Origin of the sequence: Leisingera sp. ANG59 (assembly GCF_013317235.1) — a bacterium.
In the GTDB taxonomy this organism is placed as follows: domain Bacteria; phylum Pseudomonadota; class Alphaproteobacteria; order Rhodobacterales; family Rhodobacteraceae; genus Leisingera.
The window spans coordinates 142,512-164,821 of sequence record NZ_WLCM01000004.1 but is presented as its reverse complement, the minus strand read 5'-3'; the positions used below and the strand labels follow the sequence as shown (position 1 = coordinate 164,821).

General features: G+C 63.2%; 26 protein-coding genes and 1 tRNA gene. 7 read left to right on the top strand and 20 right to left on the bottom strand.

What is annotated here, in order from left to right:
• Positions 1–62: 62 nt before the first annotated feature.
• Positions 63–1,088 carry an RluA family pseudouridine synthase gene (locus GKC28_RS05170; RefSeq protein WP_174145665.1) on the bottom strand — a complete coding sequence of 342 codons (1,026 nt, stop codon included), beginning with the start codon at positions 1,086–1,088 and terminating at the stop codon, positions 63–65.
• Here GKC28_RS05170 and GKC28_RS05165 point away from each other — a divergent pair.
• The gene (locus GKC28_RS05165) at positions 1,087–1,392 is read left to right on the top strand and encodes a DUF6476 family protein (RefSeq protein ID WP_174145663.1); all 306 of its coding nucleotides are present in this window, start codon (positions 1,087–1,089) and stop codon (positions 1,390–1,392) included. The genes GKC28_RS05170 and GKC28_RS05165 overlap by 2 nt on opposite strands.
• A gap of 9 nt (positions 1,393–1,401) precedes the next feature.
• On the opposite strand, the gene GKC28_RS05160 is transcribed toward GKC28_RS05165, so the two are convergent.
• Positions 1,402–1,983, bottom strand: a complete 582-nt coding sequence (locus GKC28_RS05160) for a hypothetical protein (protein ID WP_174145661.1) — start codon at positions 1,981–1,983, stop codon at positions 1,402–1,404.
• A 153-nt stretch (positions 1,984–2,136) separates the two neighbouring features.
• Between GKC28_RS05160 and GKC28_RS05155 the strand changes: the two genes are divergently transcribed.
• Positions 2,137–2,475, top strand: coding sequence for a hypothetical protein (locus tag GKC28_RS05155; protein WP_174145660.1), 339 nt, complete (start codon positions 2,137–2,139; stop codon positions 2,473–2,475).
• 201 nt (positions 2,476–2,676) lie between these two features.
• Here the strand turns inward: GKC28_RS05155 and GKC28_RS05150 are convergent.
• Both GKC28_RS05150 and GKC28_RS05145 read right to left on the bottom strand, forming a co-directional pair.
• Positions 2,677–2,753, bottom strand: a tRNA-His gene (locus GKC28_RS05150).
• 177 nt (positions 2,754–2,930) lie between these two features.
• The gene (locus tag GKC28_RS05145; RefSeq protein ID WP_174146054.1) at positions 2,931–3,428 is read right to left on the bottom strand and encodes a GNAT family N-acetyltransferase; all 498 of its coding nucleotides are present in this window, start codon (positions 3,426–3,428) and stop codon (positions 2,931–2,933) included.
• 90 nt (positions 3,429–3,518) lie between these two features.
• On the opposite strand from GKC28_RS05145, the gene GKC28_RS05140 reads away from it, so the two are divergent.
• Together GKC28_RS05140 and GKC28_RS05135 are read left to right on the top strand one after the other, a co-directional pair.
• Entirely contained in the window at positions 3,519–3,704 is a 186-nt protein-coding gene (locus tag GKC28_RS05140; protein ID WP_065269838.1) for a DUF6324 family protein, read from the top strand.
• A 125-nt stretch (positions 3,705–3,829) separates the two neighbouring features.
• The gene (locus GKC28_RS05135; RefSeq protein WP_174145658.1) at positions 3,830–5,365 is read left to right on the top strand and encodes a hypothetical protein; all 1,536 of its coding nucleotides are present in this window, start codon (positions 3,830–3,832) and stop codon (positions 5,363–5,365) included.
• A gap of 106 nt (positions 5,366–5,471) precedes the next feature.
• On the opposite strand, the gene GKC28_RS05130 is transcribed toward GKC28_RS05135, so the two are convergent.
• From GKC28_RS05130 to GKC28_RS05105, 6 genes are all read right to left on the bottom strand, one after another.
• Positions 5,472–5,954: an MmcB family DNA repair protein gene (locus GKC28_RS05130; protein WP_174146053.1), complete on the bottom strand. Its 483-nt coding sequence runs from the start codon at positions 5,952–5,954 to the stop codon at positions 5,472–5,474.
• Positions 5,955–6,305: 351 nt separating this feature from the next.
• A complete protein-coding gene (locus GKC28_RS05125) occupies positions 6,306–6,635 on the bottom strand; it encodes a hypothetical protein (RefSeq protein WP_174145656.1) in 330 nt (109 codons plus the stop codon).
• A 171-nt stretch (positions 6,636–6,806) separates the two neighbouring features.
• The gene (gene nusB / locus GKC28_RS05120) at positions 6,807–7,289 is read right to left on the bottom strand and encodes a transcription antitermination factor NusB (RefSeq protein WP_065269835.1); all 483 of its coding nucleotides are present in this window, start codon (positions 7,287–7,289) and stop codon (positions 6,807–6,809) included.
• On the bottom strand, positions 7,286–7,837 hold the full coding sequence (locus GKC28_RS05115; protein ID WP_174145655.1) for a 6,7-dimethyl-8-ribityllumazine synthase: 552 nt from the start codon (positions 7,835–7,837) through the stop codon (positions 7,286–7,288). The genes nusB and GKC28_RS05115 overlap by 4 nt, the downstream gene beginning before the upstream one ends.
• 1 nt (position 7,838) lies before the next feature.
• Positions 7,839–8,966, bottom strand: a complete 1,128-nt coding sequence (ribB, locus tag GKC28_RS05110) for a 3,4-dihydroxy-2-butanone-4-phosphate synthase (RefSeq protein WP_039184167.1) — start codon at positions 8,964–8,966, stop codon at positions 7,839–7,841.
• Positions 8,967–9,182: 216 nt separating this feature from the next.
• Entirely contained in the window at positions 9,183–9,770 is a 588-nt protein-coding gene (locus GKC28_RS05105; protein ID WP_174145653.1) for a riboflavin synthase, read from the bottom strand.
• 163 nt (positions 9,771–9,933) lie between these two features.
• Here GKC28_RS05105 and GKC28_RS05100 point away from each other — a divergent pair, with 163 nt between their 5' ends.
• From GKC28_RS05100 to GKC28_RS05090, 3 genes are all read left to right on the top strand, one after another.
• Positions 9,934–11,226 carry a capsule biosynthesis protein gene (locus tag GKC28_RS05100; protein WP_174145651.1) on the top strand — a complete coding sequence of 431 codons (1,293 nt, stop codon included), beginning with the start codon at positions 9,934–9,936 and terminating at the stop codon, positions 11,224–11,226.
• 95 nt (positions 11,227–11,321) lie between these two features.
• Positions 11,322–12,455, top strand: coding sequence for a polysaccharide biosynthesis/export family protein (locus tag GKC28_RS05095; RefSeq protein ID WP_174145649.1), 1,134 nt, complete (start codon positions 11,322–11,324; stop codon positions 12,453–12,455).
• 6 nt (positions 12,456–12,461) lie between these two features.
• Positions 12,462–14,474: a capsular polysaccharide biosynthesis protein gene (locus tag GKC28_RS05090; protein WP_174145647.1), complete on the top strand. Its 2,013-nt coding sequence runs from the start codon at positions 12,462–12,464 to the stop codon at positions 14,472–14,474.
• Positions 14,475–14,518: 44 nt separating this feature from the next.
• Here GKC28_RS05090 and ribD read toward each other — a convergent pair whose 3' ends face one another.
• From ribD to rpoD, 10 genes are all read right to left on the bottom strand, one after another.
• A complete protein-coding gene (gene ribD / locus GKC28_RS05085; RefSeq protein ID WP_174145645.1) occupies positions 14,519–15,616 on the bottom strand; it encodes a bifunctional diaminohydroxyphosphoribosylaminopyrimidine deaminase/5-amino-6-(5-phosphoribosylamino)uracil reductase RibD in 1,098 nt (365 codons plus the stop codon).
• A complete protein-coding gene (gene nrdR / locus GKC28_RS05080; protein WP_019294728.1) occupies positions 15,616–16,083 on the bottom strand; it encodes a transcriptional regulator NrdR in 468 nt (155 codons plus the stop codon). Before nrdR ends, ribD begins: the two co-directional genes overlap by 1 nt.
• 122 nt (positions 16,084–16,205) lie before the next feature.
• Complete coding sequence (locus GKC28_RS05075) at positions 16,206–16,622, bottom strand: secondary thiamine-phosphate synthase enzyme YjbQ (protein ID WP_174145643.1); 417 nt, start codon at positions 16,620–16,622, stop codon at positions 16,206–16,208.
• Between the two features lie 59 nt (positions 16,623–16,681).
• Positions 16,682–17,107, bottom strand: coding sequence for a hypothetical protein (locus GKC28_RS05070; RefSeq protein WP_174145641.1), 426 nt, complete (start codon positions 17,105–17,107; stop codon positions 16,682–16,684).
• 784 nt (positions 17,108–17,891) lie between these two features.
• Entirely contained in the window at positions 17,892–18,293 is a 402-nt protein-coding gene (locus GKC28_RS05065; RefSeq protein WP_174145639.1) for a hypothetical protein, read from the bottom strand.
• Positions 18,294–18,398: 105 nt separating this feature from the next.
• Entirely contained in the window at positions 18,399–18,695 is a 297-nt protein-coding gene (locus GKC28_RS05060) for a hypothetical protein (RefSeq protein ID WP_174145637.1), read from the bottom strand.
• 83 nt (positions 18,696–18,778) lie between these two features.
• Complete coding sequence (locus GKC28_RS05055; protein WP_174145635.1) at positions 18,779–19,324, bottom strand: DUF4166 domain-containing protein; 546 nt, start codon at positions 19,322–19,324, stop codon at positions 18,779–18,781.
• Entirely contained in the window at positions 19,321–19,764 is a 444-nt protein-coding gene (locus GKC28_RS05050; RefSeq protein WP_174145633.1) for a DCC1-like thiol-disulfide oxidoreductase family protein, read from the bottom strand. The genes GKC28_RS05055 and GKC28_RS05050 overlap by 4 nt, the downstream gene beginning before the upstream one ends.
• Positions 19,765–20,250, bottom strand: coding sequence for a hypothetical protein (locus GKC28_RS05045; RefSeq protein ID WP_174145631.1), 486 nt, complete (start codon positions 20,248–20,250; stop codon positions 19,765–19,767).
• Between the two features lie 50 nt (positions 20,251–20,300).
• Positions 20,301–22,286, bottom strand: coding sequence for an RNA polymerase sigma factor RpoD (rpoD, locus tag GKC28_RS05040; RefSeq protein ID WP_174145629.1), 1,986 nt, complete (start codon positions 22,284–22,286; stop codon positions 20,301–20,303).
• Between the last annotated feature and the right edge of the window lie 24 nt (positions 22,287–22,310).

The window sequence follows — 22,310 nt, the reverse complement described above, 5'->3', positions numbered from 1 at the left end:
AGCCCGAGTCTTTTTGTCTGTGAATTGCATCACAGGACGGAACACGCTTATTTGCTGTCAGTTTACTGGCGCAAAGCGTCCAGCAGTTCGGCCATATCCGCGGGCAGCGGAGCCTCGAACCTGAGGGCTTCGCCTGTCACTGGATGATCAAACCCAAGAACCGCGGCATGCAGCGCCTGGCGCGGGAAGGCCTGCACCGCCGCCTGACCAGCATCGCCCAGCGCCTTGGCAGCCAGTTTGCGGCGGCCGCCATAGGTGGGATCGCCGACCAGCCCGTGGCCAGCATGGGCCATATGTACTCGTATCTGATGGGTACGGCCGGTTTCCAGCCAGCATTCGATCAGCGCCAGGCTGGGCGGGGTGCCGAAACGTTCGACGATGCGCGCCCGGGTCACCGCGTGGCGGCCGCCCTGAAACAGCACCGCTTGCCGCTGCCGGTCGGTCTTGTGGCGGGCCAGCTGGGTGGTGAGCTTGAGGATATTGCCAGGCTCGAAGCTGGCGCCCTTGACCCCGCGCAGGCGGGGATCGTTGCCATCCGGCACGCCGTAGCAGATCGCCTGATAATAGCGCTCCACCGTGTGCTTCTCGAACTGCGCGGCCAGCCCCTGGTGGGCGGCGTCGGATTTTGCGACCACCAGGAGACCCGATGTTTCCTTGTCGATACGGTGCACGATGCCAGGGCGCTTGACCCCGCCGACGCCTGACAGGTTGCCGCCGAAGTGATGCAGCAACGCGTTGACCAGCGTGCCTGAGGGCGAGCCCGGCGCCGGGTGCACCACCATGCCCGCAGGCTTGTTGATGACAATGAGGTCATCGTCTTCGAACACGATCTCCAGCGGGAGGTCCTCCGGGCCGATATGGCTGTCCCCGGCCTCCTCCACCTGGATGGCAATCTGTGCGCCCTCGGTGATCCTGGCCTTGGGGTCCTGCACGACCGCGCCGTCTACCGTCAGCGCGCCCTCCTCGATCAGCCGGGCCAGCCGGGTGCGCGACAGCGATGCCTCCTCTGGCACATCGCGCGAAACCGCTTTATCAAGCCGCTTAGGCGGGTTTTCCGCAATGACAAACTCAATCCGGCGGCTGCCCATGACTGATCCTTCCGAGACAGAAATCCAACAGGAACCGCCGCAGATCCGGTTCCTGCGGCGGCTGGTGACCACGCTGACCGTGGTGATGATTGGCGGGCTTGTAGTGATAATCTCTCTGCTTGTCATCCGCCTGCAAGCAAGCGACACGCCGCTGCCTGCTGAAATCGCCCTGCCTGACGGAGTTGAGGCCGAAGCGGTGACCCTGGGGCGCGACTGGATTGCCATTGTCAGCCAAGACAACCGCATCCTGATCTTTGACCGCGAGACCGGTGATCTGCGCCAGGAAATTCAGATCGCCGAGTAATCCGGCTGGTCAGGACCTGAGCAGAACCTTGTTGGAGTCGATAGCCGCGGCGATCTGTGCATATTGCGTCTGCCTTTCCTGCGCCGCTTCTGCACTGCGCAAGAGCACAGTGGCCGCATCTTCGAGGATCCGTGCGGCTTCCTGATTGACCGCAGCCTGCGCCGCAGCACTGACCGGATTAAGCGGCCGGTTTGTTCTTTGCGCCGGATCTGTGGAACTGGTGACCGTCACCCGCCCCCGGTTCGGGTCCCTGTTTTGGCGGGCCAGCCGTTTCAGTTGCTGAGAGGTGTCCTGCAGGACGCCCCGCACTTCTTCGTAGTCTGTGCCTTTGGGAATGCCGTCCGCCGCGGCCTCCAAACGTTCGGACAAGCAGTCCACCTGCAGCGACAATTCGCCGGTCGAACGGCAAAAGGCCTTGGCAGCTGCCAATGTACCTAAAAGCTCTGTCAGAAAAGCTGCAGAACCGAATTCGCCGGCTGGCACCACTACCGTGTAGAGAAGCCCGCCCGGGGCCTGAGCCAGCGCGGGCGCGGCGGCCAGTGCTAGACTTGAGCCCCCCGCGATCAAGATCCTTATGGCTGTCTGGAACATATCATTACCCTCATTACAGTCTGAAACCCGCTTATTGAGCGGCGCATCTGAGCAGCATCCCGCCGGAGCACACATGCTGCTATTTCGCCGTATTGCCCGATTTCCGGCTGCCGGTTACCCTTTACCCATCTCAAAGCATAAGGTTGTTTTACCATGTATACCAGTATCTTGCGCGCGGCCTCACTGCTGGTTCCGCTGACCCTTGCAAGCCAGGCAGCCCTGGCCCAGGCAAATCCGGCGCTGGACGAAGCCAAGCGGCGGCTGGCTTGCGGTGCCGGAGTACCGGTGTCCGCCGGCTATCTTCCCAATGGCTCGCTCCAGGTTACCTGCCGGGCACCAGGTGCCGAAACGGTGGCGCAAGCCACTGCCGGCGGCCTGCCGGAAACCGGCCTGTCTGCCGGAGCAACGGCCGCCGTTGTCGGTGGAGCCCTGCTCGTGATTGTGGTTGCTGATGACGATGGAACCACCACGACAACAACTACGACAGACTGATCCTGCGGCGCCGCCAGCGGCAGCACGGACGGATTAACTCCGGCCAAATCACAACGGTCCGCCGCATTTTCATGCGGCGGACCGTTGAGCTTAGAGCAGACTGCCGCCCAGAACCGCAGCCTGCAAAGGCAAAGACACCACGAACTGGCGGCTGGGCTGCCACTTGCCGACGCGGAAAATCTGGCAGGTAGAATGAGTAGGTGGTACCGCCTCCCCGGCTTGAACGGGGGACCTCTGGATCCACAATCCAGCGCTCTAACCAACTGAGCTAAGGCGGCACTGAGGGGGCATTTATAGCACGCTCCGGAGGCGTGCAAGAGGTTTTTCACCTTTCCGTTTCAGAAAACCGCCACCCGGGAGCACGCCCGGCCAAGACCTCCGCAAAACAAACGGAACAGTGCAGAGCGCAATCCGCAACCGCTTGCATTTGCTCCAGAAACCCGCCGCCCCTCTAATCAGGTTACAGCGTCCTGAAACGAAAGATGCCAGGTCTGCTCCACCAGATCCTGGCCGTAATTACGCACAGGGCGGCTGTCCTGCAACTGCCAGCCGAAAGCGCGATAAAGGGCGCAGGCGGTGCGGTGGCTTTCATGGGTCTTCAGCATCATGCCGCAGTAACCGGCAGCTCGGGCAAACTCCATGCATTCCCGCAAAAGCCGCTTGCCCAGCCCCTTGCCGCGCGCCTTTGGCGTCAGCAGGAACAGCCGCAGCTGCGCTGTCTCCGCATCCTTCTTCATGCAGAATACCGTGCCCAGCCGCTCCTTGCCGCTGACTGCCATCCAGCCGCGCTCGCACGCCGGATCATGGGTGGCACAGAAGCTGTGCAGTATATCCGCGACCAGAGGGCCGAAACTGCCGTCGAACCCAGCCTCGCGGGAATAGAGATCCTGGTGGCGCGCCACCAGCCATTGCATGTCGGTCGGGGCGAATCGGCGCAGCGTTACTTCCATCATGCAGGCAGTGTAGCGCAAACCCGGCTTGCGTTTCAGCCTGCGGCGGGCTAGCACCGGCATTCAAGCGGCCGACTGCCAGTGGAGTGCAAGATGGGCATCAATACCGAACGCGACGTGGAAGCAAACATGCAGATCGGCCCGACCGATCAAGGCATGGTACGGATTTTCATCGAGGCGGACGGTGTCGAAATCCCGATGGACTTTGACCCGGAAGAGGCAGAGGAAATCGCCGACGAACTGCGGGCTGCAGCGCAGGCGGCCCGTACCGTCAAGTAAGATCAGCTCTCAGAAAATCCGCCTCTGTTTTCAGACGAATTTTCGAAACTGCATTTTTAGCTATTATATCTATCGAAAGCCCCAAGGCTCACCTTTGTGCTCAGCCAGTTATCGGAGCGAGTACTATGGTGAACCTGACGAGCAGCACAGCCACCCCCTTTTTCTATTCGGCGCAACTGGCCGCTGTGACCAGCGGCGCGCGCGCTTCCCTGGGCGGGATCAATCCGGCCCTCGGCCTGAGTGCCGATGAATTGCAGCAGCAAGCCAATTCCCTGTTCGGCGGCCAGGGCCGCCGCGGACCGGAAGGCCTGCCGCCCGCCGCCCACGGGTGGGAAAATCCGCAGGTCCAGAATGCGGTGGTGAAACTGGGTGGCACACCCGCTGCGCCCATGCCGGATGCGCCGCCGCAATCCGGCACGCCGGCGGAGCAAACCGCCCCGGAAGCATCAGTCACCTTGCAGCCGTCCCCTGCCCCTGCGGAAAGCCCTGCCGCAGAGGTTCTGCCGCCGCTGGAAGTGACCCAGGCCAGTGCCGCCGGTCCGGAAGCCTCCTATTATGAGAAGCGCATATTCGAGATGGCAAAGGCGCTGCACACCCTGGCCTCCCAGCCCTGGCCGGAGCATTCTGTGGCGCTGATCCTGCTGACCGGCCTACCGGAAAAGCAGCCGGACGCCCCCGTGCAGCCGGCGGCAGAGCAGCCGCAGACTCCGCGGCAAGACATCCCCGCAACTGGAACGGACACGGTGGGAACCGCCGGCGATGACACGGTTGAGCTGCGCGCCAATGTGATCCGCCAAGTGGCCACTGGTGACGGTGCCGATGCGGTGGCGCTGGAAGGGCGCATCGTGCAGGGCGTTCACACTGACCGCATGGCCGCCCGCCCCTTCGAAGGCCCCGGCTTCGGTTATGGCCGCCGGCTCAACCGCATGCAGGGCCTTGCGCTTGGGCACCAGCATGCGCCGGGCCAAGCGCGCAGGCAAGAACAGTTTTCCAATGCGGATTCGGTGTCGATTCGCGCCCGCCATGCCAGCAACATCAGCACCGGCGGCGGCAATGACGCGATTGCAATCCAGGCAGGCACGCTGCGCGGTGTCCGTGCCGGAGCAGGCGATGACAGTATCGCAGTTGCGGCCACCCTGGTATCGCGGATCCGCGGCGGTGCCGGCAACGACGTAATCTCGGTCGCGGCTCAGCGCGCCTTGCGCGGCCCGAACGAAGGCGCCGCACCAGTTTACAATACCGACGCCCCAGCGGCGGAGAAGATGCGCCAGGCACTCAGCAGCTACGCCCAGGTCAGCGGCGGCAGCGGGGACGACCAGATCACCCTGCAGGTGGGTGAGACTCTGGCCGCACGGGGCGGCAGCGGCGACGACCGCTTCATCCTCCAGGGCGGCACCGTGGCGCTGCAGTACAGCCTCGGCGACGGTCATGACACCGTCGAACTGAAGGAAGGCGCAAACGCCGTCGTGCAGCTGCGCGAGATGGGCGCCTCCGCCTACAGCTCCACCCGCGACGGCGACACGCTGACGCTGACGTTCGACACCGGCGGAAGCATCACTTTCACCAACGTTTCCCAAGGCGGCGCCATCGGCGTAGCGACCGGCCGGAACGCCCCTATTGCGCTGCTGCACCAGCCGGCCGCGCTGAATGCAACGGCCTGAACCGGCAGAGCCGCCTGCAGCGCACCGCAGGTGCGCTGCCCGGCCCTAGGCTGCCAGGTGGCGCCGGCGTAGCCAAGGCCTCTGCGGGCGCGGGAACCTCGCCGGATCACCAGTCCGGCTGCTCCTCAGCAGGTCCGCCCAGCAGCAGACCATCCTTGCCCGGGCGCGGATCGCGCAGGGTTTGCAGGCGGCGGGCGGCGTCCATGGCGAACTTTTGGACCAGCTTCTTGCGCCGGGCCGGCGCCAGCTTGTCCTCCGGTGCCATGCGGATGATTTCCGCATCATAGGGATCGGCAATGATCAGACCGGTGCCGCCGGGCAGCATTTCGGTGGGGAAATCGATGTCCACCGCCCAGAAATAGCGGTCGCACCACTCCAGATAGCCCTCCCATTTGCTGTCAGACTGGTAATCGGCGCGGCTGGACTTGCACTCGACCACCCACAGCTCCCCTTTGGGGCCCAGCGCCATCACGTCCACCCGCAAACCGCGGGCGGGCACGAATTCCTCCAGCGGCGCATAGCCCAGAGAGCGCAGGTAGCGCGACACCCCGCGGGCAAGTTTCTGGCCAGGCTGCAGATCTTCCATCATGCCGATGAATGTGAACAATTGGGGAACAAATTGCAATCCTGCGCTTTTGCAGCGAAACGCGTGAAGACAGCCGCAGCCCCCTTGTAACGGCGCGCCCGGCAGCTTACTTACGGGCTTGGCGGGTTCTGCCCTTCTCGTGACAGGCAGCATTCCGGTGGCCTTAAGCAATTCCGAGGGAGCTGGCTCTGTCCGGATCCTGGTCCGTTTACCTGGCGCCCACCTGTATATACAGGTCCTCGGGAATCAAAGCCGCACGGTTGACTGGTGGTCCCGCCGCTTCCTCCCCTCCCCGCAAATGAAAACCGCGCCTTCCGGTGGGAAAGCGCGGCGGATATTCAGCAATTGCGCGGATCAGCGGCGGCGGTTCAGCTGGCGCTGCCGCTGGGAGGTTTCCTCCGCCGGGACGCGCACCGGCTGGAATTCATGCGCCGCCGGGGTGCCGCGGCGGGGGCCGTCATCCTTTTCGGCCATGGCCATCACTGCCCAGGCGAACTGCACGCCGGCAAAGACGATGCCGTTCATGAACCACAACAGGAACACCGCCAGCAGCCCCACGTCAGAGGCGGAGACCAGCGCCCAGAGGTTCATCACGTTGATCCACAGGAGCATTGCCACAAAGGCGGCAGCGATCCCAAAGCCGATCACCACGTTGCGGATGTACATTTTCACCAGTTCAGGCATCTGAGTCCTCCAGATAAGCAAGAAGAGGTTATCAGCCTTTGCGGCGGCGTCCAGCGGTTCCGGAAGGGATGAGCGGAATTTGCCGCACCCATCGCCCGCCTTGACAGCGGCACAAAAAAGCGCGCCCGGAGGCGCGCCTTTTTTCAGCTCAATTCAGCGGCAAATGGCGGCTCAGAATGCTTCCGGCCGGGCCTCGCGCGCCATGTGGTCGAGCACGGCGTTGACGAACTTCGGCTCCTTGCCTTCGGGGAAGAAGGCGCGGGCGATGTCGACAAACTCGTTGATCACCACCTTGGGCGGGGTGTCGGACTGGGTCAGCTCTGCACCGGCGGCGCGGAACAGCGCCCGCAGGGTCGGGTCGATGCGGGCAATCGGCCATTTCGCCACCAGGGCACGGTCGGTCATCTGGTCGATCCGTGCCTGGTGGTTCACGGCCTCACGCACCAGCTTGCGGAAGACGGCAGTATCGCCTTCCGCCATCTCGTCACCCTCGTAGACAGCGCCGAAACGGTGATCCTCAAACTCGACGATCACCTTGTCGAAGGTGAGGCCGCTGTGCTCCATCTGGAACAGCGCCTGCACGGCATAAAGCCGCGCTGCCGATCTCATCTGATTCTTGCCGTTGCCCTTGGGGCGGCTGTCCTGGGTGCTCATGCGCTGGTGGATCCGTTGTCTGAACCGGCGACCTGATACGCCCCTGCGGGCGCCTTGAAGCCGATGCCTTTGGTCTGGGCGCCCCACTTACGCGTGAGCGCGATCAGATGCAAGGCCGCAGCCGCCGCACCGCCGCCTTTGTTCTGGTCAGCGGTATCGGCGCGCACCTCTGCCTGCTTGCGGTTTTCCACGGTCAGGATGCCGTTGCCGATGCACAGGCCCTGCAGCCCCATCAGCTGGATCGCGCGGGAGCTGTCGTTGCAGACGGTGTCATAATGGGTGGTCTCGCCGCGGATCACGCAGCCCAGCGCCACGTAGCCGTCAAAGTTGGAGGTGCGGTCGGCAATCGCAATTGCAGTCGGCACTTCCAGCGCACCGGGCACTTCGACGATCTCGAAGGTGCCGCCTGCGGCTTCAATCTCCGCCGCGGCGCCTGCGACCAGGTTGTCTGCTATGTCCTTGTAGTACGGCGCCACAACGATCAGCAGCTTCACAGGCTTGTCGAACTCGGCGCGCGGCAGGGTGTAGTGGGTTTCATGTCCAGCCATATCAAGCGTCCTTCAGAATGGGGCGGCTGCCGGTGATGGCCAAGCCATAGGCGTCCAGCCCGACGTATTTGGTCGAGGGCGAGTCGGTCAGCAGCACCAGCTCATGCAGGCCCAGGCTCGACAGGATCTGCGCCCCGATGCCGGTCTGCTTGATGGTCACGGTGCGCGGGCCTTCGTCCTCGTTGGCATAAAGCGCGTTGCGCGGCTGGCGGAACAGGGTCACAACACCGCGGCCCTCTTCAGCAATAATCTCCATCGCGCGGGGCAGCTGGCGGGCGGACTTGGGGCCGAGACCCAGGATGTCGGTTGCCTCATGCAGCGCATGGGTGCGCACCAGCACCGGCTCCGGCGTGGTGATGTCGCCCTTGATCATCACCACATGCTCGATACCGTGGGTTTGATCGGTGAACAGCCGCATTTCCCACTCGCCGCCGATTTCCGAGGTCACGGTCTCGCGCGAGGTTTCCACCACCAGATTGTCGTTGCGGGCACGGTAGGTGATCAGGTCGGAGATGGTGCCGATCTTCAGCCCGTGCTTCTGCGCATATTCGACCAGGTCGGGCAGACGCGCCATGGTGCCGTCTTCCTTCATGATCTCGCAGATCACCGACGACGGGTAATGGCCCGCCAGACGGGCGACATCGCAGCCGGCCTCGGTGTGGCCCGCGCGGACCAGCACCCCGCCCCGGCGGGCGCGCAGCGGGAAGACATGGCCCGGGGTTGCGATGTCGGCCGCGGTTTTCTCCGGATCGATGGCGGTGGCCACGGTCAGGGCACGGTCGGCGGCGGAAATACCGGTGGAAACCCCCTCACGCGCCTCGATGGAGACGGTAAAGGCGGTCTCGTGGCGCGAGGAGTTGTGCAGCGCCATCATCGGCAGGCCCAGCTCCTCGATCCGCTCGGCCGGCATGGTCAGGCAGATTAGGCCGCGGCCGTGGGTTGCCATGAAATTGATCGCAGCCGCATCGGCATGCTGGGCGGGGATCACCAGGTCGCCTTCGTTCTCGCGGTCCTCGTGGTCGACGAGGATGAACATGCGGCCCTGGCGGGCCTCTTCGATGATCTCTTCGATTGGGCTAATGGCATCGCGCAATTGCGCCTCAACCGGCCCTGGTGTTTCAAAGCTCATATGGCAGCCTTTCGATGCGCTTGGGCAGCACGCCTGGCACTGCGGGTTCTTTCCCAGCCAGATAGCCCAGGCCAGCGGCAAATGCCAGTCCTGCAAACGGCAACCGGACGTCCGGACGCGCCCTGTGCATCTGCGCTCAGGACACTGAGGGTCGCTGCCCCTCGGCCCACCGGCGTTCCCCAGAAGTTTTTGGAGAAAGATGAAGAGCTGGCCTGCTCAGCCTGCTTCGTGCAGCCGTGCGACGTAGCGGGCCAAGGTGTCGATTTCCAGGTTGATGCGGTCGCCCAGCTTCACGTCGCCCCAAGTGGTGACTTCCTTGGTGTGCGGGATGAAGTTGATGCCGAAATCGCAGCCCTCCACATCGTTCACCGTCAGCGAGGTGCCGTTCAGCGCGACCGAACCCTTGGGCGCGATGAAGCGTGCGAGGTCCTTCGGTGCACGCAGGGTGACACGGGTGCTGTCCCCCTCATCGTGCAACTCCACCACCTCCGCAACGCCATCCACATGGCCGGAGACGATATGGCCGCCAAGCTCATCTCCCACTTTCAGGGCGCGCTCCAGGTTCACGCGCTTACCCACGGACCAATCGCCCAGGTTGGTTTTGGACACCGTCTCTGCCGAGATCTGCACATCGTACCAGTCGTCGCCCAGCGCGACCACCGTGAGGCAGACGCCATCGGAGGCGATTGAGGCCCCCATATCGATGGTTGCCGTGTCGTAGCTGGTCTTGATGCGGGCGCGCAGGTCGCCTTGCTGTTCCAGTTCGGCAATGGTTCCTACATCGGTGATGATGCCAGTAAACATGGGTGCGCTCCCCGCAGGTGATATGTCATTCCTGCCGCAGAGGTAGCCAAGCCGCGCTTCCTTCACAAGCCCCGGCTTGTGTTCACAGCCGGCACAGCCATAGTTTCGCCCCAGTCAAATGTTAATCAAACCCTGAATCCACTCCCTTAAAACAATACTCGTGATGCCGAACGCCGCTTTGAACCACCGCAGCTTCCTGTTCCTGCAAGGTCCGCACGGACCGTTTTTTGCCGCGCTCGGCCGGATGCTGATGGCGGCGGGATGCGAGGTGGCGCGGGTGGGTTTCAATGCCGGCGACCAGGCATTCTGGCGCCCCAAGGCCAGCTACCTTCCCTATCGCGGCAGTCCGCAGGATTGGCCGGATTATGTGGCAGGTCTGCTGGAAAGCCGTGGCGTGACGGATATCGTGCTGTATGGGGACACCCGCCCCATACACGCCACTGCCGTTGAGGCGGCGCGGCGGCGCGGCATCACCGTGCATGTTTTTGAAGAAGGCTATCTGCGCCCCTACTGGGTAACCTATGAGCGCGGCGGCGCCAACGGCCATTCGCGGCTGATGGAAATGACCGTATCCGGGATGCAGGAAGCGCTGGCCTTGTCCGACATGGAGGCATCGCTGCCGCCCGCCCATTGGGGCGACATGCGCCAGCATGTTTTTTATGGCGCGCTGTACCACTGGTTCGTGATGTTCCGGAACCGCAAATACCGCAATTTCCGGCCCCACCGGGCGCTGCCAGTGACTAAGGAATTCCAGTTGTATCTGAAGCGGCTGCTGCTGATGCCCGTACAGGCATTGGAACGGCGGCTGGCGGAACGGCGCATCCGTAATGGCGGCTTTCCCTATCACTTGGCGCTGCTTCAGCTGGAGCATGACAGTTCCTTCCAGATGCATTCCCCGTTCACCAGCATGGGCGATTTTCTGGCGGAGGTGATTACCGGTTTTGCAGAAGGCGCACCACGCCATCACCATCTGGTTATCAAAGCACATCCGCTGGAGGATGGCCGCGCCCAGGTGCGCCGTACCTTGCGGCGGCTGGCGCGGGAGCATGGCCTTGAAGGCCGGGTCCATTATGTGCGCGGCGGCAAGCTGGCGCAGCTGCTGAATGAGGCGCGCAGCGCGGTGACAGTCAATTCCACCGCAGGCCAGCAGGTGCTGTGGCGCGGCATCCCTCTGCGGGTGTTCGGCCGCGCTGTCTATGGCAAGCCGGAGTTTGTGTCGGAACAACCGCTGGCCCAGTTCTTTGCGGCCCCTGCGCGACCTGACAGCCGCGCCTATAAAGATTACCGGCGCTTCCTGCTGGAAACCTCGCAAGTGCCCGGCGGGTTTTATTCACGCGAAGGCCGTCGCCAGCTGTTGCGCCAGGTTGCTGACATGATGCTGGCGGGTGAAGACCCCTATGACGCGCTGCGGCTGGGCACAGCGGCACCACGGCAACAGTTGCGGCTGGTGACCTGAAGCGGATCGGCCCAAAGGCTGGATTTTTTCCAGCCAGCCAGTTAGGTTGCCCCTAAAACTTGAGGCAAACAATAATTGGTCGAGGAGACCGAGCAGTGAAATCCGTTCCCCTTCGCTGGGCGCGCCCCGTGGCAATGCTGGCGGCATTGGCGCTTGCGGCGTCCTGCGGGCTGCCAAAAGTCGGCCCTAACAAGCGCCAGATTTTCGCCGGTTCGGTACAGCGCGAAGGCGATGCCTTTATCGTTTCCGTCAATGACCGGGTTGCCCGTGCCACAGCTGTGGTTCCGGCACTCGGCTTTTCCTCCGGGTTCACATCGGCGGGCAAGCTGACCTCGGACACCATCCGCCCCGGCGACGTTCTCGGACTGACGGTCTGGGAAAACGTGGATGACGGGCTGCTGGCTGCAGAAGCCACCAACTCTACTGTGCTGGAAGAGGTGCAGGTCGACAGCGCCGGCTACATCTTCGTGCCTTATGCGGGCCGCCTGCGCGCCTCCGGCAATACCCCTGAGCAGTTGCGCGAAACCATCACCAAAAAGCTCGAGGATCAAACCCCCGACCCTCAGGTGCAAGTGCGGCGGCTGGCAGGGGATGGTGCCACGGTCAGCCTGACCGGTTCTGTGGGCGCGCAGGGCGTCTATCCGATCGAGCGCCCGACCCGAACCCTGTCGGCAATGCTGGCTCAGGCTGGTGGCGTGACGATCCAGCCTGAAATTGCCCAGGTCACCGTGATCCGGGGCCGGGAAAAGGGAAAGATCTGGTTCCAGGACCTGTTTGACCACCCGGAACTGGACGTGGCCTTGCGCGGCGGTGACCGCATTCTGGTCGAGGAAGACACACGCTCCTTCACTGCCTTGGGCGCAACATCGGCCCAAGCGCGGGTGCCGTTTGAAAGCCAGGACCTGTCGGCGCTGGAAGCCATTGCCCAGGTCGGCGGCCTGATCTCCACGGCCGCAGACCCTACCGGCGTGTTCGTGCTGCGCAATGAGCCTGCCGAGATTGCCAACCAGGTGCTGGGCCGGGATGATCTGATCGGCGCGCAGCGGATGGTCTACGTGCTGAACCTGACACAGCCGAATGGGCTGTTTATGGCCCGCGATTTTGTGATCCGCGACGACGACACGCTTTATGTGACTGAAGCACCCTACGCCCAGTGGACCAAGACCATCTCGCTGCTGCTGGCCCCGGTGGGCTCTCTGGCCAGCACGTCCTCAGCGGTTAGCGGCTAAGGCAGCATGAGCCTGAGAGCAGGCCGCCAGGAAGCCGGGAACAATGCGTCCCGGCTTTTTGTTTACAACGGCGGCTTTCTGACCCAGCGCCGGGTGCGGCGGATTCTGCAGCTGTCAGGCTATGATATCCGGCTGGGCCTGCCCCGGCCGGAGGATCTGGTCGGCATCTGGGGCGCCTCGCCCACTGCGCAACGCGGCCTTGCGGTGGCCGAACGCCGCGGCTGCGGGCTCTTGCGGGTGGAGGACGCCTTCCTGCGCTCGGTAAATCCCGGCCGCGCCGGGGAGCCACCCACGGGGCTGCTTCTGGACCGGGCAGGAGTGCATTTCGATGCTGGCGTGCCGTCGGATCTGGAGCAGCTTTTGGCCAGCCACCCGCTGGATGACGCGCATCTGATGCGCCGGGCACGTGATGCGATTGCCCGCCTCAAGGACGCGCATCTCAGCAAGTACAACGCTTTTAATCCCGAGGAACCAGTGCCTGCGCCCGGCTATGTGCTGGTTGCGGATCAGGCACGCGATGATGCTTCCGTCACCGCCTCACGCGCGGACCGGGCGCGTTTCCTGGAGATGCTGGCATTTGCACAAGAGGAGCATCCCGGTGCGCGGGTGCTGATTAAAACCCACCCCGAGACGCTGCGCGGCTTCCGTGCGGGGTACTACGATGCCGATGATGCGCATGGGCGTGTGGAACTGTTTACGGGCAGTGTCTCCCCGTGGGCGCTGCTGGAGGGGGCGGTCGGGGTTTACACAGTTTCATCGCAGCTGGGATTCGAGGCGATTCTGGCGGGCCACAAACCGCGGGTGTTCGGGCAGCCGTTTTATGCGGGCTGGGGGCTGAGCGTGGACGACGCCCCGCCGCCCCGGCGGCAGCGGCGTCTGACCCGGGCGCAGTTGTTTGCGGCGGCGATGATCCTATACCCCAAATGGTACGACCCGTTCCGGGATGAACTGTGCGAACTGGAAACAGTGCTGGACAGCCTGGAGGCCCTGGCACGGGCCTGGAGACAAGACCACCATGGCTGGGCGGCCGCCGGCATGCGGCTGTGGAAGCGCAAGCCGCTGCAAAAATTCTTTGGCTCGGAAAAGCGGGTGCTGTTCACCGACGTCCCCGCCAAGGCACAGGCCAGCGGCCGCAGGCGGATGGTCTGGGCTGGCAAGGCCTCGGAGGGCCATGCCGGTGCGGTGCAGGTGGAGGACGGCTTCCTGCGGTCGCGCGGCCTGGGCGCAGAGCTGGTGCCGCCCCTGTCGCTAGTGACCGACCACCGGGGGATCTACTATGACCCGCGCACGCCCTCGGATCTGGACGCGCTGATAGCACGCCGCGTGAACATGACCCAGGCAGAGGAGCTGCGAGCCGAGCGCCTGGTTCAATCGCTGATTAGGGATGGTGTTTCCAAATACAATCTCGGCGGCGCCACCCCGGCCCTGCCCGCAGGCCGCCGCATCCTGGTGCCGGGCCAGGTGGAGGACGACGCCTCGATCCTCTGCGGCGCCGGCGGAGTCCGGACCAACCTGGATCTTCTGCGCGCCGTGCGGGCGGCCAACCCGGAGGCAGTGATCGTCTACAAGCCGCACCCGGATGTGGAGGCAGGCCTGCGCAAAGGCCGGGTTGCGGCAGAAGGGCTGGCCGACGTTGTTGCCAGACAGGCAGACCCGATGGCGCTGCTTGGTGAAGTGGAGGAAGTCTGGACAATGACTTCGCTCCTGGGATTCGAGGCACTGCTGCGCGGGGTGAAGGTGACCACGCTGGGAACGCCATTCTATGCTGGCTGGGGGCTCACTGCCGACCTGGCGCCGGCCCCCTCCTGGCGGCAGGCGCAGGTGCCGCTACTGGGTCTCGCCCACGCAACCCTGATCGACTATCCCCGCTACTTCGATCCGGTGACCGGCCAGCCCTGCCCGCCGGAAGTTGCGGTCATGCGCCTGCGCGAGGGCCGTCTGCCGCATCCGGGCCTCAGCAACCGGCTGCTGTTCAAGCTGCAGGGGCTGTTTGCCACTTACGCCCATCTGTGGCGCTAAAGCGGGTCCGGTTGACACCTGATTGACGCTTGAAAATACTGTGCTCAGCGCAGTGCCCGGGTCCAGCGGTGCAGGATATCCTTGCCGATAAGCCGGCATTCAACCAATTCGAAGCGCGGTGCTTCCTCCAGCCGGCCGATGCCCAGCGCGCCGATCGAGGGCAGCCCTTCAGCCCCGATGCCAAGACCAGCGGTGAAGCCGATCAGCTCATCCACCAGGTCAAAGGCCAGCAGCGACGCCGCTAGCGCACTGCCGCCTTCGCAGAACACCCTGGTGAGCCCGGCAGCGCCGAGCTGCTGCAGAATATCGCCGGCATCCAGCTGCACACCGTGCGATGCGCAGGGAATCAGTCTGGCGCCCAGCCCCTCCCAGGCGCGGATACGTTCCTGATCGGCGCCGTGGCCGTGGCACAGCCATACCGGCACGTCCTTGGCAGTGCGGGCCAGCTGGCCCATCAGCGGCAGGTCCAGATGACGCGAGATCACCACCCGCACCGGCTGATGCTCCACCCCCAGATCGCGCACCGTCAGCGAGGGATCATCCGCCCGCGCCGTGCCGCCGCCGACCATCACCGCATCGTGGCGGGCGCGCATCGCGTGCACCGCACGGCGCGCCTCCGGCCCGGTGATCCATTTGCTTTGCCCCGATCCGGTGGCAATGCGGCCGTCAAAGCTGCTGGCCAGCTTCAGGGTCACCAGCGGGCGGCCCTGCTCGGTTTTCAGGAAAAATCCGGCATGATCGCGCGCCGCCTGGGCGCCCCAGACGCCAGTGTCCACCCTGATGCCTGCATCGCGCAGCATACGGATGCCCTGGCCGGAAACCCGCGGATCGCTGTCCCCGATCGCAGCAACAACCCGCGCCACCCCTGCGTCGATCAGCGCTTGAGAGCATGGCGGCGTTTCGCCCTGATGGGAACAAGGCTCAAGCGTCACGTAGGCGGTGGCGCCGCGGGCGGCTTCCCCGGCCTGCGCCAGCGCCTCGGTCTCGGCGTGCGGGCGGCCGCCCGGCTTGGTCCAGCCGCGGCCCACAATCCGGCCGCCCTGCACGATGACGCAGCCAACGGCCGGGTTCGGCCAGCAATTGCCCTGCCCGCGCCGCCCCAGGGACAGCGCCAGCGCCATGTAACGGTGATCTGTGTCCATTATTCTTCCGGGGCCACCGGCGGGCGCAGCTCGTGAACAAAATCCTCGAAGTCGTCAGCCGCCTGGAAATTCTTGTACACGCTGGCAAATCGCACATAGGCCACGGTATCGATCCGGGCCAGCGCCTCCATCACGATCTCACCGATTTTCTTGGAGGGAATATCGGTCTCGCCCATGCTTTCCAGCCGCCGCACGATGCCTGAAATCATCTGGTCGATGCGCTCCGGCTCAATCGGGCGTTTCTGCATCGAGATGCGGATCGAGCGCTCCAGCTTGTCGCGGTCGAAATCCTCGCGCTTGCCATTGGTCTTGATCACCACCAGGTCACGCAGCTGGACCCGCTCATAGGTGGTGAAACGGCCGCCGCAGGCCGGGCAGAACCGGCGCCGGCGGATCGAAACATGATCCTCGGCGGGGCGTGAATCCTTGACCTGGGTGTCGATATTTCCGCAAAATGGGCAGCGCATCCGCCTGCTCCCTCAATCCTGTCAGCCTGCTTTTTGTGCCGGAATTTCTCCGGTTATCCACAACTATAGGCGACCCTCCATAATTTGGGTAGGGGGCATTTTCCGCCGCTAGATAAAGAGGTTCAGGCCAAGTGTGCGGCAACCTGCCGCCGGTGCGGCGCATCGCGGTGTTCAAACAGGTAGATACCTTGCCAAGTGCCCAGCATCGCTGCGCCGCTGCGCACCGGAATCGACAGGCTGACAGGCATCATCGCAGCCTTGATATGAGCAGGCATGTCGTCCGGCCCTTCATAGGTGTGACGCAAGTATGTCATCGACGGATCGGACGACGGCGGCACCAGGCGGGCAAAAAACGCCCGCAGATCCCCCTGCACCTCAGAGTCGGCATTTTCCTGGATAAGCAATGAGCAGGACGTGTGGCGGACAAACAGCGTCAACAGCCCGTCCCGGTAACCGCTTGCCGCCACCCAGGCCGTCACTTCGCGGGTAAATTCATAAAGCCCCTGCCCGCGCGTCGGAATGGTGAAGTCATGCTGCATGAGGCTTTTCTGGCCTTCGTAAGCCGTTCAGGCAACCCTATACCTGCGGCCTCCGCTTGTTACGGCAGCCAGCGGTCGCGCCCGGGCAGCCGGTCATAGCAATAGTTCTGCGCCGAGGTTACCCGCAGGCTGTCCCCTGCTTCGCGCACATTGAGCGACAGGCTGCCTGAGCGGTCCGGAACCCCCGGCGGCAGGCCAAAAGCAAATTGCACCGCTTTGCGGCCAGGCCGGTTCACCGACGGCCCCTCTCCGCGCCAGACGTAAATCCGCTGGTTCACCGGCGCTCTCAGCTGGCGGATGGCAAAGTCGGCAATGCTGCACCAGTAGTCTTGGGCGCCGGAGCGGCTCCGGGCCACCACTTCCCAAACCCCCTCGGAGACCGGCAGCACTTCATTGCGGTTCATCGCCCTCCAAGCGGACGCTGGCACCGGCACGGACAAAACCAATGCCAGCATTCCAGACAGCCACAGTCTCTTGCAGGTCATCTCAACCTCCTATTCCGCCATCCGGAATGGCCGTGGATCACAATAACTTCACGGCCGTCCGAACGGCACAAAACAATAATCAAACGCTCTCTGAACACTCATTGTATCACCAGCTTGCAGGCTGTTAACAGACCCGTAACCGCCCGGCGGAGGCGTTTGGGCCAAACTTGTATCCAGCGTGAATTGAACCGCGGACCTGCGCCCCGTGGTTTCACTTGGTCCCAGACCGCGTGATATGTGCAAGCTGGCATTCCATGGTGCCCCTATAACGCGGTGGGCATAGTCAGCGGCGCCGCACCAGAACAAGTAACCGTTTCCAGTTTTAGGTATCACTTCGAATATGCCGCCCGGCATTGGATTAACTCGTATGCTGTGGCGGCTGGCATTGGCTTCGGCACTGCCGGACAGCCCGAGTGCCAGGATCGTGACGGCGATTGCAGTTGCGGAGGCAGGTTTCATGGCGGCACCCTTTCTTTCAACGAGACGCAAAACGCTGCGCCCTGCTTTCAGGGTAAGGAAATCCGAAGCACAGGCCATTCACACTGGTGTGCGGGCAGAACCGTCCTTAGGCTTCAAGCCAAGACGACGCAGGGCACCGCTACACGCGCCCTGGAAATTCCAAATTATCACAAATACTTGGGGCATACAGACGGCATCTTTCTGCTGGCTGCCGAGGAAACCCAGCCCAAAAGGTTGTGACCAGAATATCCTGCGCTCTCTCGCAGCAGCCGCACAATGCTGTGGCTGGCAGTGAACTCCGCACCGCACCGCGCCCGGGCTGGAACTACAGCGCCGGCGCCTGCACGCAGTACCCATACCCCTGCTGCACAGACAGACTCTCGCCAGAACGGAAACCCAGCGACAGCCAGCCCGTCTTGGCAGGTACACCTGCCTGCTCTGGTTTAAGTGTGAATTGCACTGAAGACCGGCGCCCCGTGGTGACGCTGACGTCCCGCCCGCGCACCACGTAGTAGCGGTCGGTCCATTTCGCCCCCAATACCCGGCGGGCATATTGCGCCGCGGCGCACCAATAGTCCCAAGTGCCACCAGAACGGCCCGGCACCACCTCGAAGACGATATCGTTGACCGGCAGAACACGCACACCACGGTTGCCAAGGAAGGTATCTGCAGCAGCGGGAGCGGCGAAGGCGCAAGCCAGCACAGCGGCAGCAATGAGGTTTTTCATCCGCAATTTCCCTAAGTTCATTTCAACATAGGGAATGAGCTCTTTGCCTCCAAGGGGCGATCAAGGATTTGGCGGCAACCTCCCGCAGATGTGTGCCTGCAAGTGTCAGGCCCGGACAGGAAAGGGAATGATCTCTGCACTCTCTTGCTGAACAGCTAGTACTTCTTCGAGAATGGCCAGAACCGCTGCATCAGGTGCAGTTCCGGTTTCGGGATGAAACCGAGCCCGGGCCTGATGGCGCAGCATGTCCTTTGTTCGGTCGCTGCTCATCTGTTTCAGAGCGTCGCCCTGGCTGGCCATCGCCTCCACCATGAACTGGTTGGCGCGCACCAAGTTGTTCAGCGACTGGAGTTTTCCCTGCAGCGCATCCAGCGCTCCATTCAAATCGGCATGTGCAGACATCTTCTTCCCCCCGGAAGGTAAATGCGGATGCTGCGAGTTTATGGCGCGGGCCGCAAACGGGCAACGCTACGGTTAGCAAATGGTTAACGCCGAAGGTTCAGTTCCGGCAGCTCAATGTGGCCGGTGTAGCGCACCAGCTGGCCGATCTTTGGCAAGCTGGCGGAGATGTCAAACCCCAGGTGCCCCTGCTGCGTTTCAAATTCCATGGACGCGCTTTCGGGGCACAGAGCCCGTGGCAGCGCAAGTCCGAACAAGCGGGCTTTTTCTACCGAAACCATCAGTGCGCCCTGCTGCATCCGGACTGAAAGCTCCAGCTCGACCGGGCCAAAGCGCTCCAGCGCACGGCCCCGGCGCGCATCATAGCGCAGGAACGACCGGGTCTGATGCCTGCCGAAAACACGCCGCCAGACATGACCGTTTCCCTGCGGTGTGACGTCAAGCCGGAACCGGGTCTGCGGCATCGGCGGCGGGAATCCTGCAAGCCGGGCCAGCAGCTTCGCCCAGCGGGTGCCGCCCTCGACACGTACCACGCCAAAGCTGCGTTCCGGCGGTTCTGCATGAAACCGCATCAGCGTCGGCGGCACCTGCAGAGTTTTCGCGGCGATGATTTCACCAAAAGCGTCCCTCATCGGCCATACCCCCCGCGGGCAAAGCGGGCGCGGACTTCGGGACCGGGGATCATGCAAGTGTCACTCCGTCCGAACAGGCGGTAGCGGTTGCGGGCAATACTGACGTACAGCGGATCCTTGAGCCACCCAGGCAGGAACCGGCAGACAGACAGCATCTGCCAGGGCCACGGCAGCGCCCGCATTGCCGCGGCAAAGGCGTCAAGACGTTGATGGGAGCGGCCGTCAACGATCACCAGGTTGGTCTCAAAATCATCCGCGAGCAGGCCCAGATCACTGTAGAGCTGCTGCCCCAGCGGCGATTGCGCGGTGGCAAAGGCAAACCTGCCGGCCCGGTCATGGCGCAGCATGAAGCGGAAGAAGCCGGCGCACAGCGCGCATTCGCCATCGAAGACAATAAGGTTCTGGTACTCCGGGTCCGGGCTTGACGATTTGACTTTCACCTATTCCCACTCCCCCGTTTCCAGGGAGTATTCCTGCCCTGCCGCGACTTTTGCGTCAAACAGCGGCAAAGGGTAGCCGCTGTCCACGGTTCCGGCATCACACCGCAGATGCGCCAATTCGCTGCCGTTACTTTCGACAATCACTCCACCTTCCATAGGTGTAAGCGCTCCGGGATCCTTTGAGACACTGTAGTAAACGATGTAGCGGGCATCGCCGTTGCTGAAGATGACTTCCTCCCAGATTGACCCGCCGATGCCTGGCCATGGAGTCAAACCGACATCCCGGACATGCCGCTTCATTGACAGTTCCGGCTGCCGCCCTGGCGCTCCGAATGCATAGGTTGCCTGTTTCCCGTGCAGACAGGTTGTCAGCGCCTTTGATCCACCGCCAAATGTGCAGGAGACCAGGGTCTCGGAGCCTTCGGGGCAAGCCTGAACCGGCGTGCTGAATGCCAGAAAAATTAAGCCGGACAGGAAAATACGCAAAACACTGCTCCTTAACAAATGAAAAGGCGCCCCGTGGGGCGCCTTCTGACTTACTGATCCAGGAACGAACGCAGTTTGCGGCTTCGGCTGGGGTGCTTCAGCTTCCGGAGCGCCTTCGCCTCGATCTGGCGGATCCGTTCACGGGTCACGCTGAACTGCTGGCCGACTTCTTCCAGCGTGTGGTCGGTGTTCATGCCGATGCCGAACCGCATCCGCAGAACCCTTTCCTCACGCGGGGTGAGCGAGGCCAGAACCCGAGTCGTGGTTTCCTTGAGGTTTTCCTGAATGGCGCTGTCGAGCGGCAGCACGGCATTCTTGTCCTCGATGAAATCGCCCAGCTGCGAATCTTCCTCGTCGCCGATCGGGGTTTCGAGCGAGATCGGCTCCTTGGCGATCTTCATCACCTTGCGGACCTTCTCCAGCGGCATCTGCAGCTTGTCGGCCAGTTCTTCCGGAGTCGGCTCGCGGCCGATCTCGTGCAGCATCTGGCGGCCGGTGCGTACCAGCTTGTTGATGGTCTCGATCATGTGGACCGGAATCCGGATGGTCCGGGCCTGATCCGCGATGGAGCGGGTGATGGCCTGACGGATCCACCAAGTCGCATAGGTCGAGAACTTGTAGCCGCGGCGGTATTCGAACTTGTCCACCGCCTTCATCAGGCCGATGTTGCCCTCCTGGATCAGGTCCAGGAACTGCAGGCCACGGTTGGTGTATTTCTTGGCGATGGAAATCACCAGGCGCAGGTTGGCCTCGACCATTTCCTTCTTGGCCTGACGGGCTTCCTTCTCGCCCTTCTGGACCTGCTGCACAATGCGGCGGAACTCAGAGATATCCAGACCGACATACTGGCCCACCTGGGCCATGTCGGCGCGCAGCTCCTCAACCTTGTCGGTGGAGCGTTCGATGAACATCTGCCAGCCGCGGCCCGGCTTCTCGCCCATGTCGGACAGCCAGTTCGGGTCCAACTCGCGGCCGCGGTAGGCGTCCACGAACTCGCGGCGGTTGATGCGGGCCTGGTCAGCCAGTTTCACCATCGAGCTGTCGATCTGCATGACGCGGCGGTTGATGCCGTAAAGCTGGTCGATCAGCGCTTCGATACGGTTGTTGTGCAGGTGCAGGCCGTTCACCAGCTCGACGATTTCCGAGCGCAGCGACTGATAGCGCGCCTCGTCTTCGCTGCTGAAGGAGCCGTCCTCGTTCAGAGTTGCCGAGATCCGGCTGTCCTGCATTTCGCTGAGCTCGGCAAAGTCAGTGGAGATCCGCTCCAGCGTGACCAGAACCCGGTCCTTGAGCGCGGCTTCCATCGCGGCCAGCGACATGTTGGCCTGATCGTCTTCGTCGTCGTCATCATCACTGGCAATCGGGTTGCCGTCGGCGTCCAGCTCCGGGCCTTCTTCCTTGGCCGGTTTGGCCGCTGCCACGGCGGAAGTGTCGACAACCGGCTCTTCCTCTTCGCCGTCCTCGTCCAGCTGGTTGCCGAAGGTGGCCTCCAGGTCGATGACGTCGCGCAGCAGGATGTCCTCGGACAGAAGTTCGTCGTGCCAGATGGTGATCGCCTGGAAGGTCAGCGGGCTTTCACAGAGGCCCGCGATCATGGTGTTGCGGCCCGCCTCGATTCGTTTCGCAATGGCGATCTCGCCTTCGCGGCTCAAGAGCTCGACCGAACCCATCTCGCGCAGGTACATGCGCACCGGGTCGTCGGTGCGGTCCAGCTTCTCGGTCTGGGCACCCGCCAGCGCAACCTCGCGTGGGCCTTCGGTGGTCACAAGGTCAGTGGTGCCCTTGTTCTCTTCTTCCTCGGCCTCTTCGTCCTCGATGATGTTGATGCCCATTTCGCTGAGCATCGACATCACGTCTTCGATCTGTTCCGAGCTGACCTGGTCCGGCGGCAGAACCTGATTGAGCTGATCGTAGGTGATGTAGCCTTTCTCGCGGGCCTCCGCGATCATCTTCTTGACCTGAGCCTGGCTCATATCAAGGGAGATTTCGGCGTCCTGATCGTCAGGTTTGCGGTCGTCGGTGTCTTTGGCGGCCATTAAATGCTCCTACTCAGGGGCTGC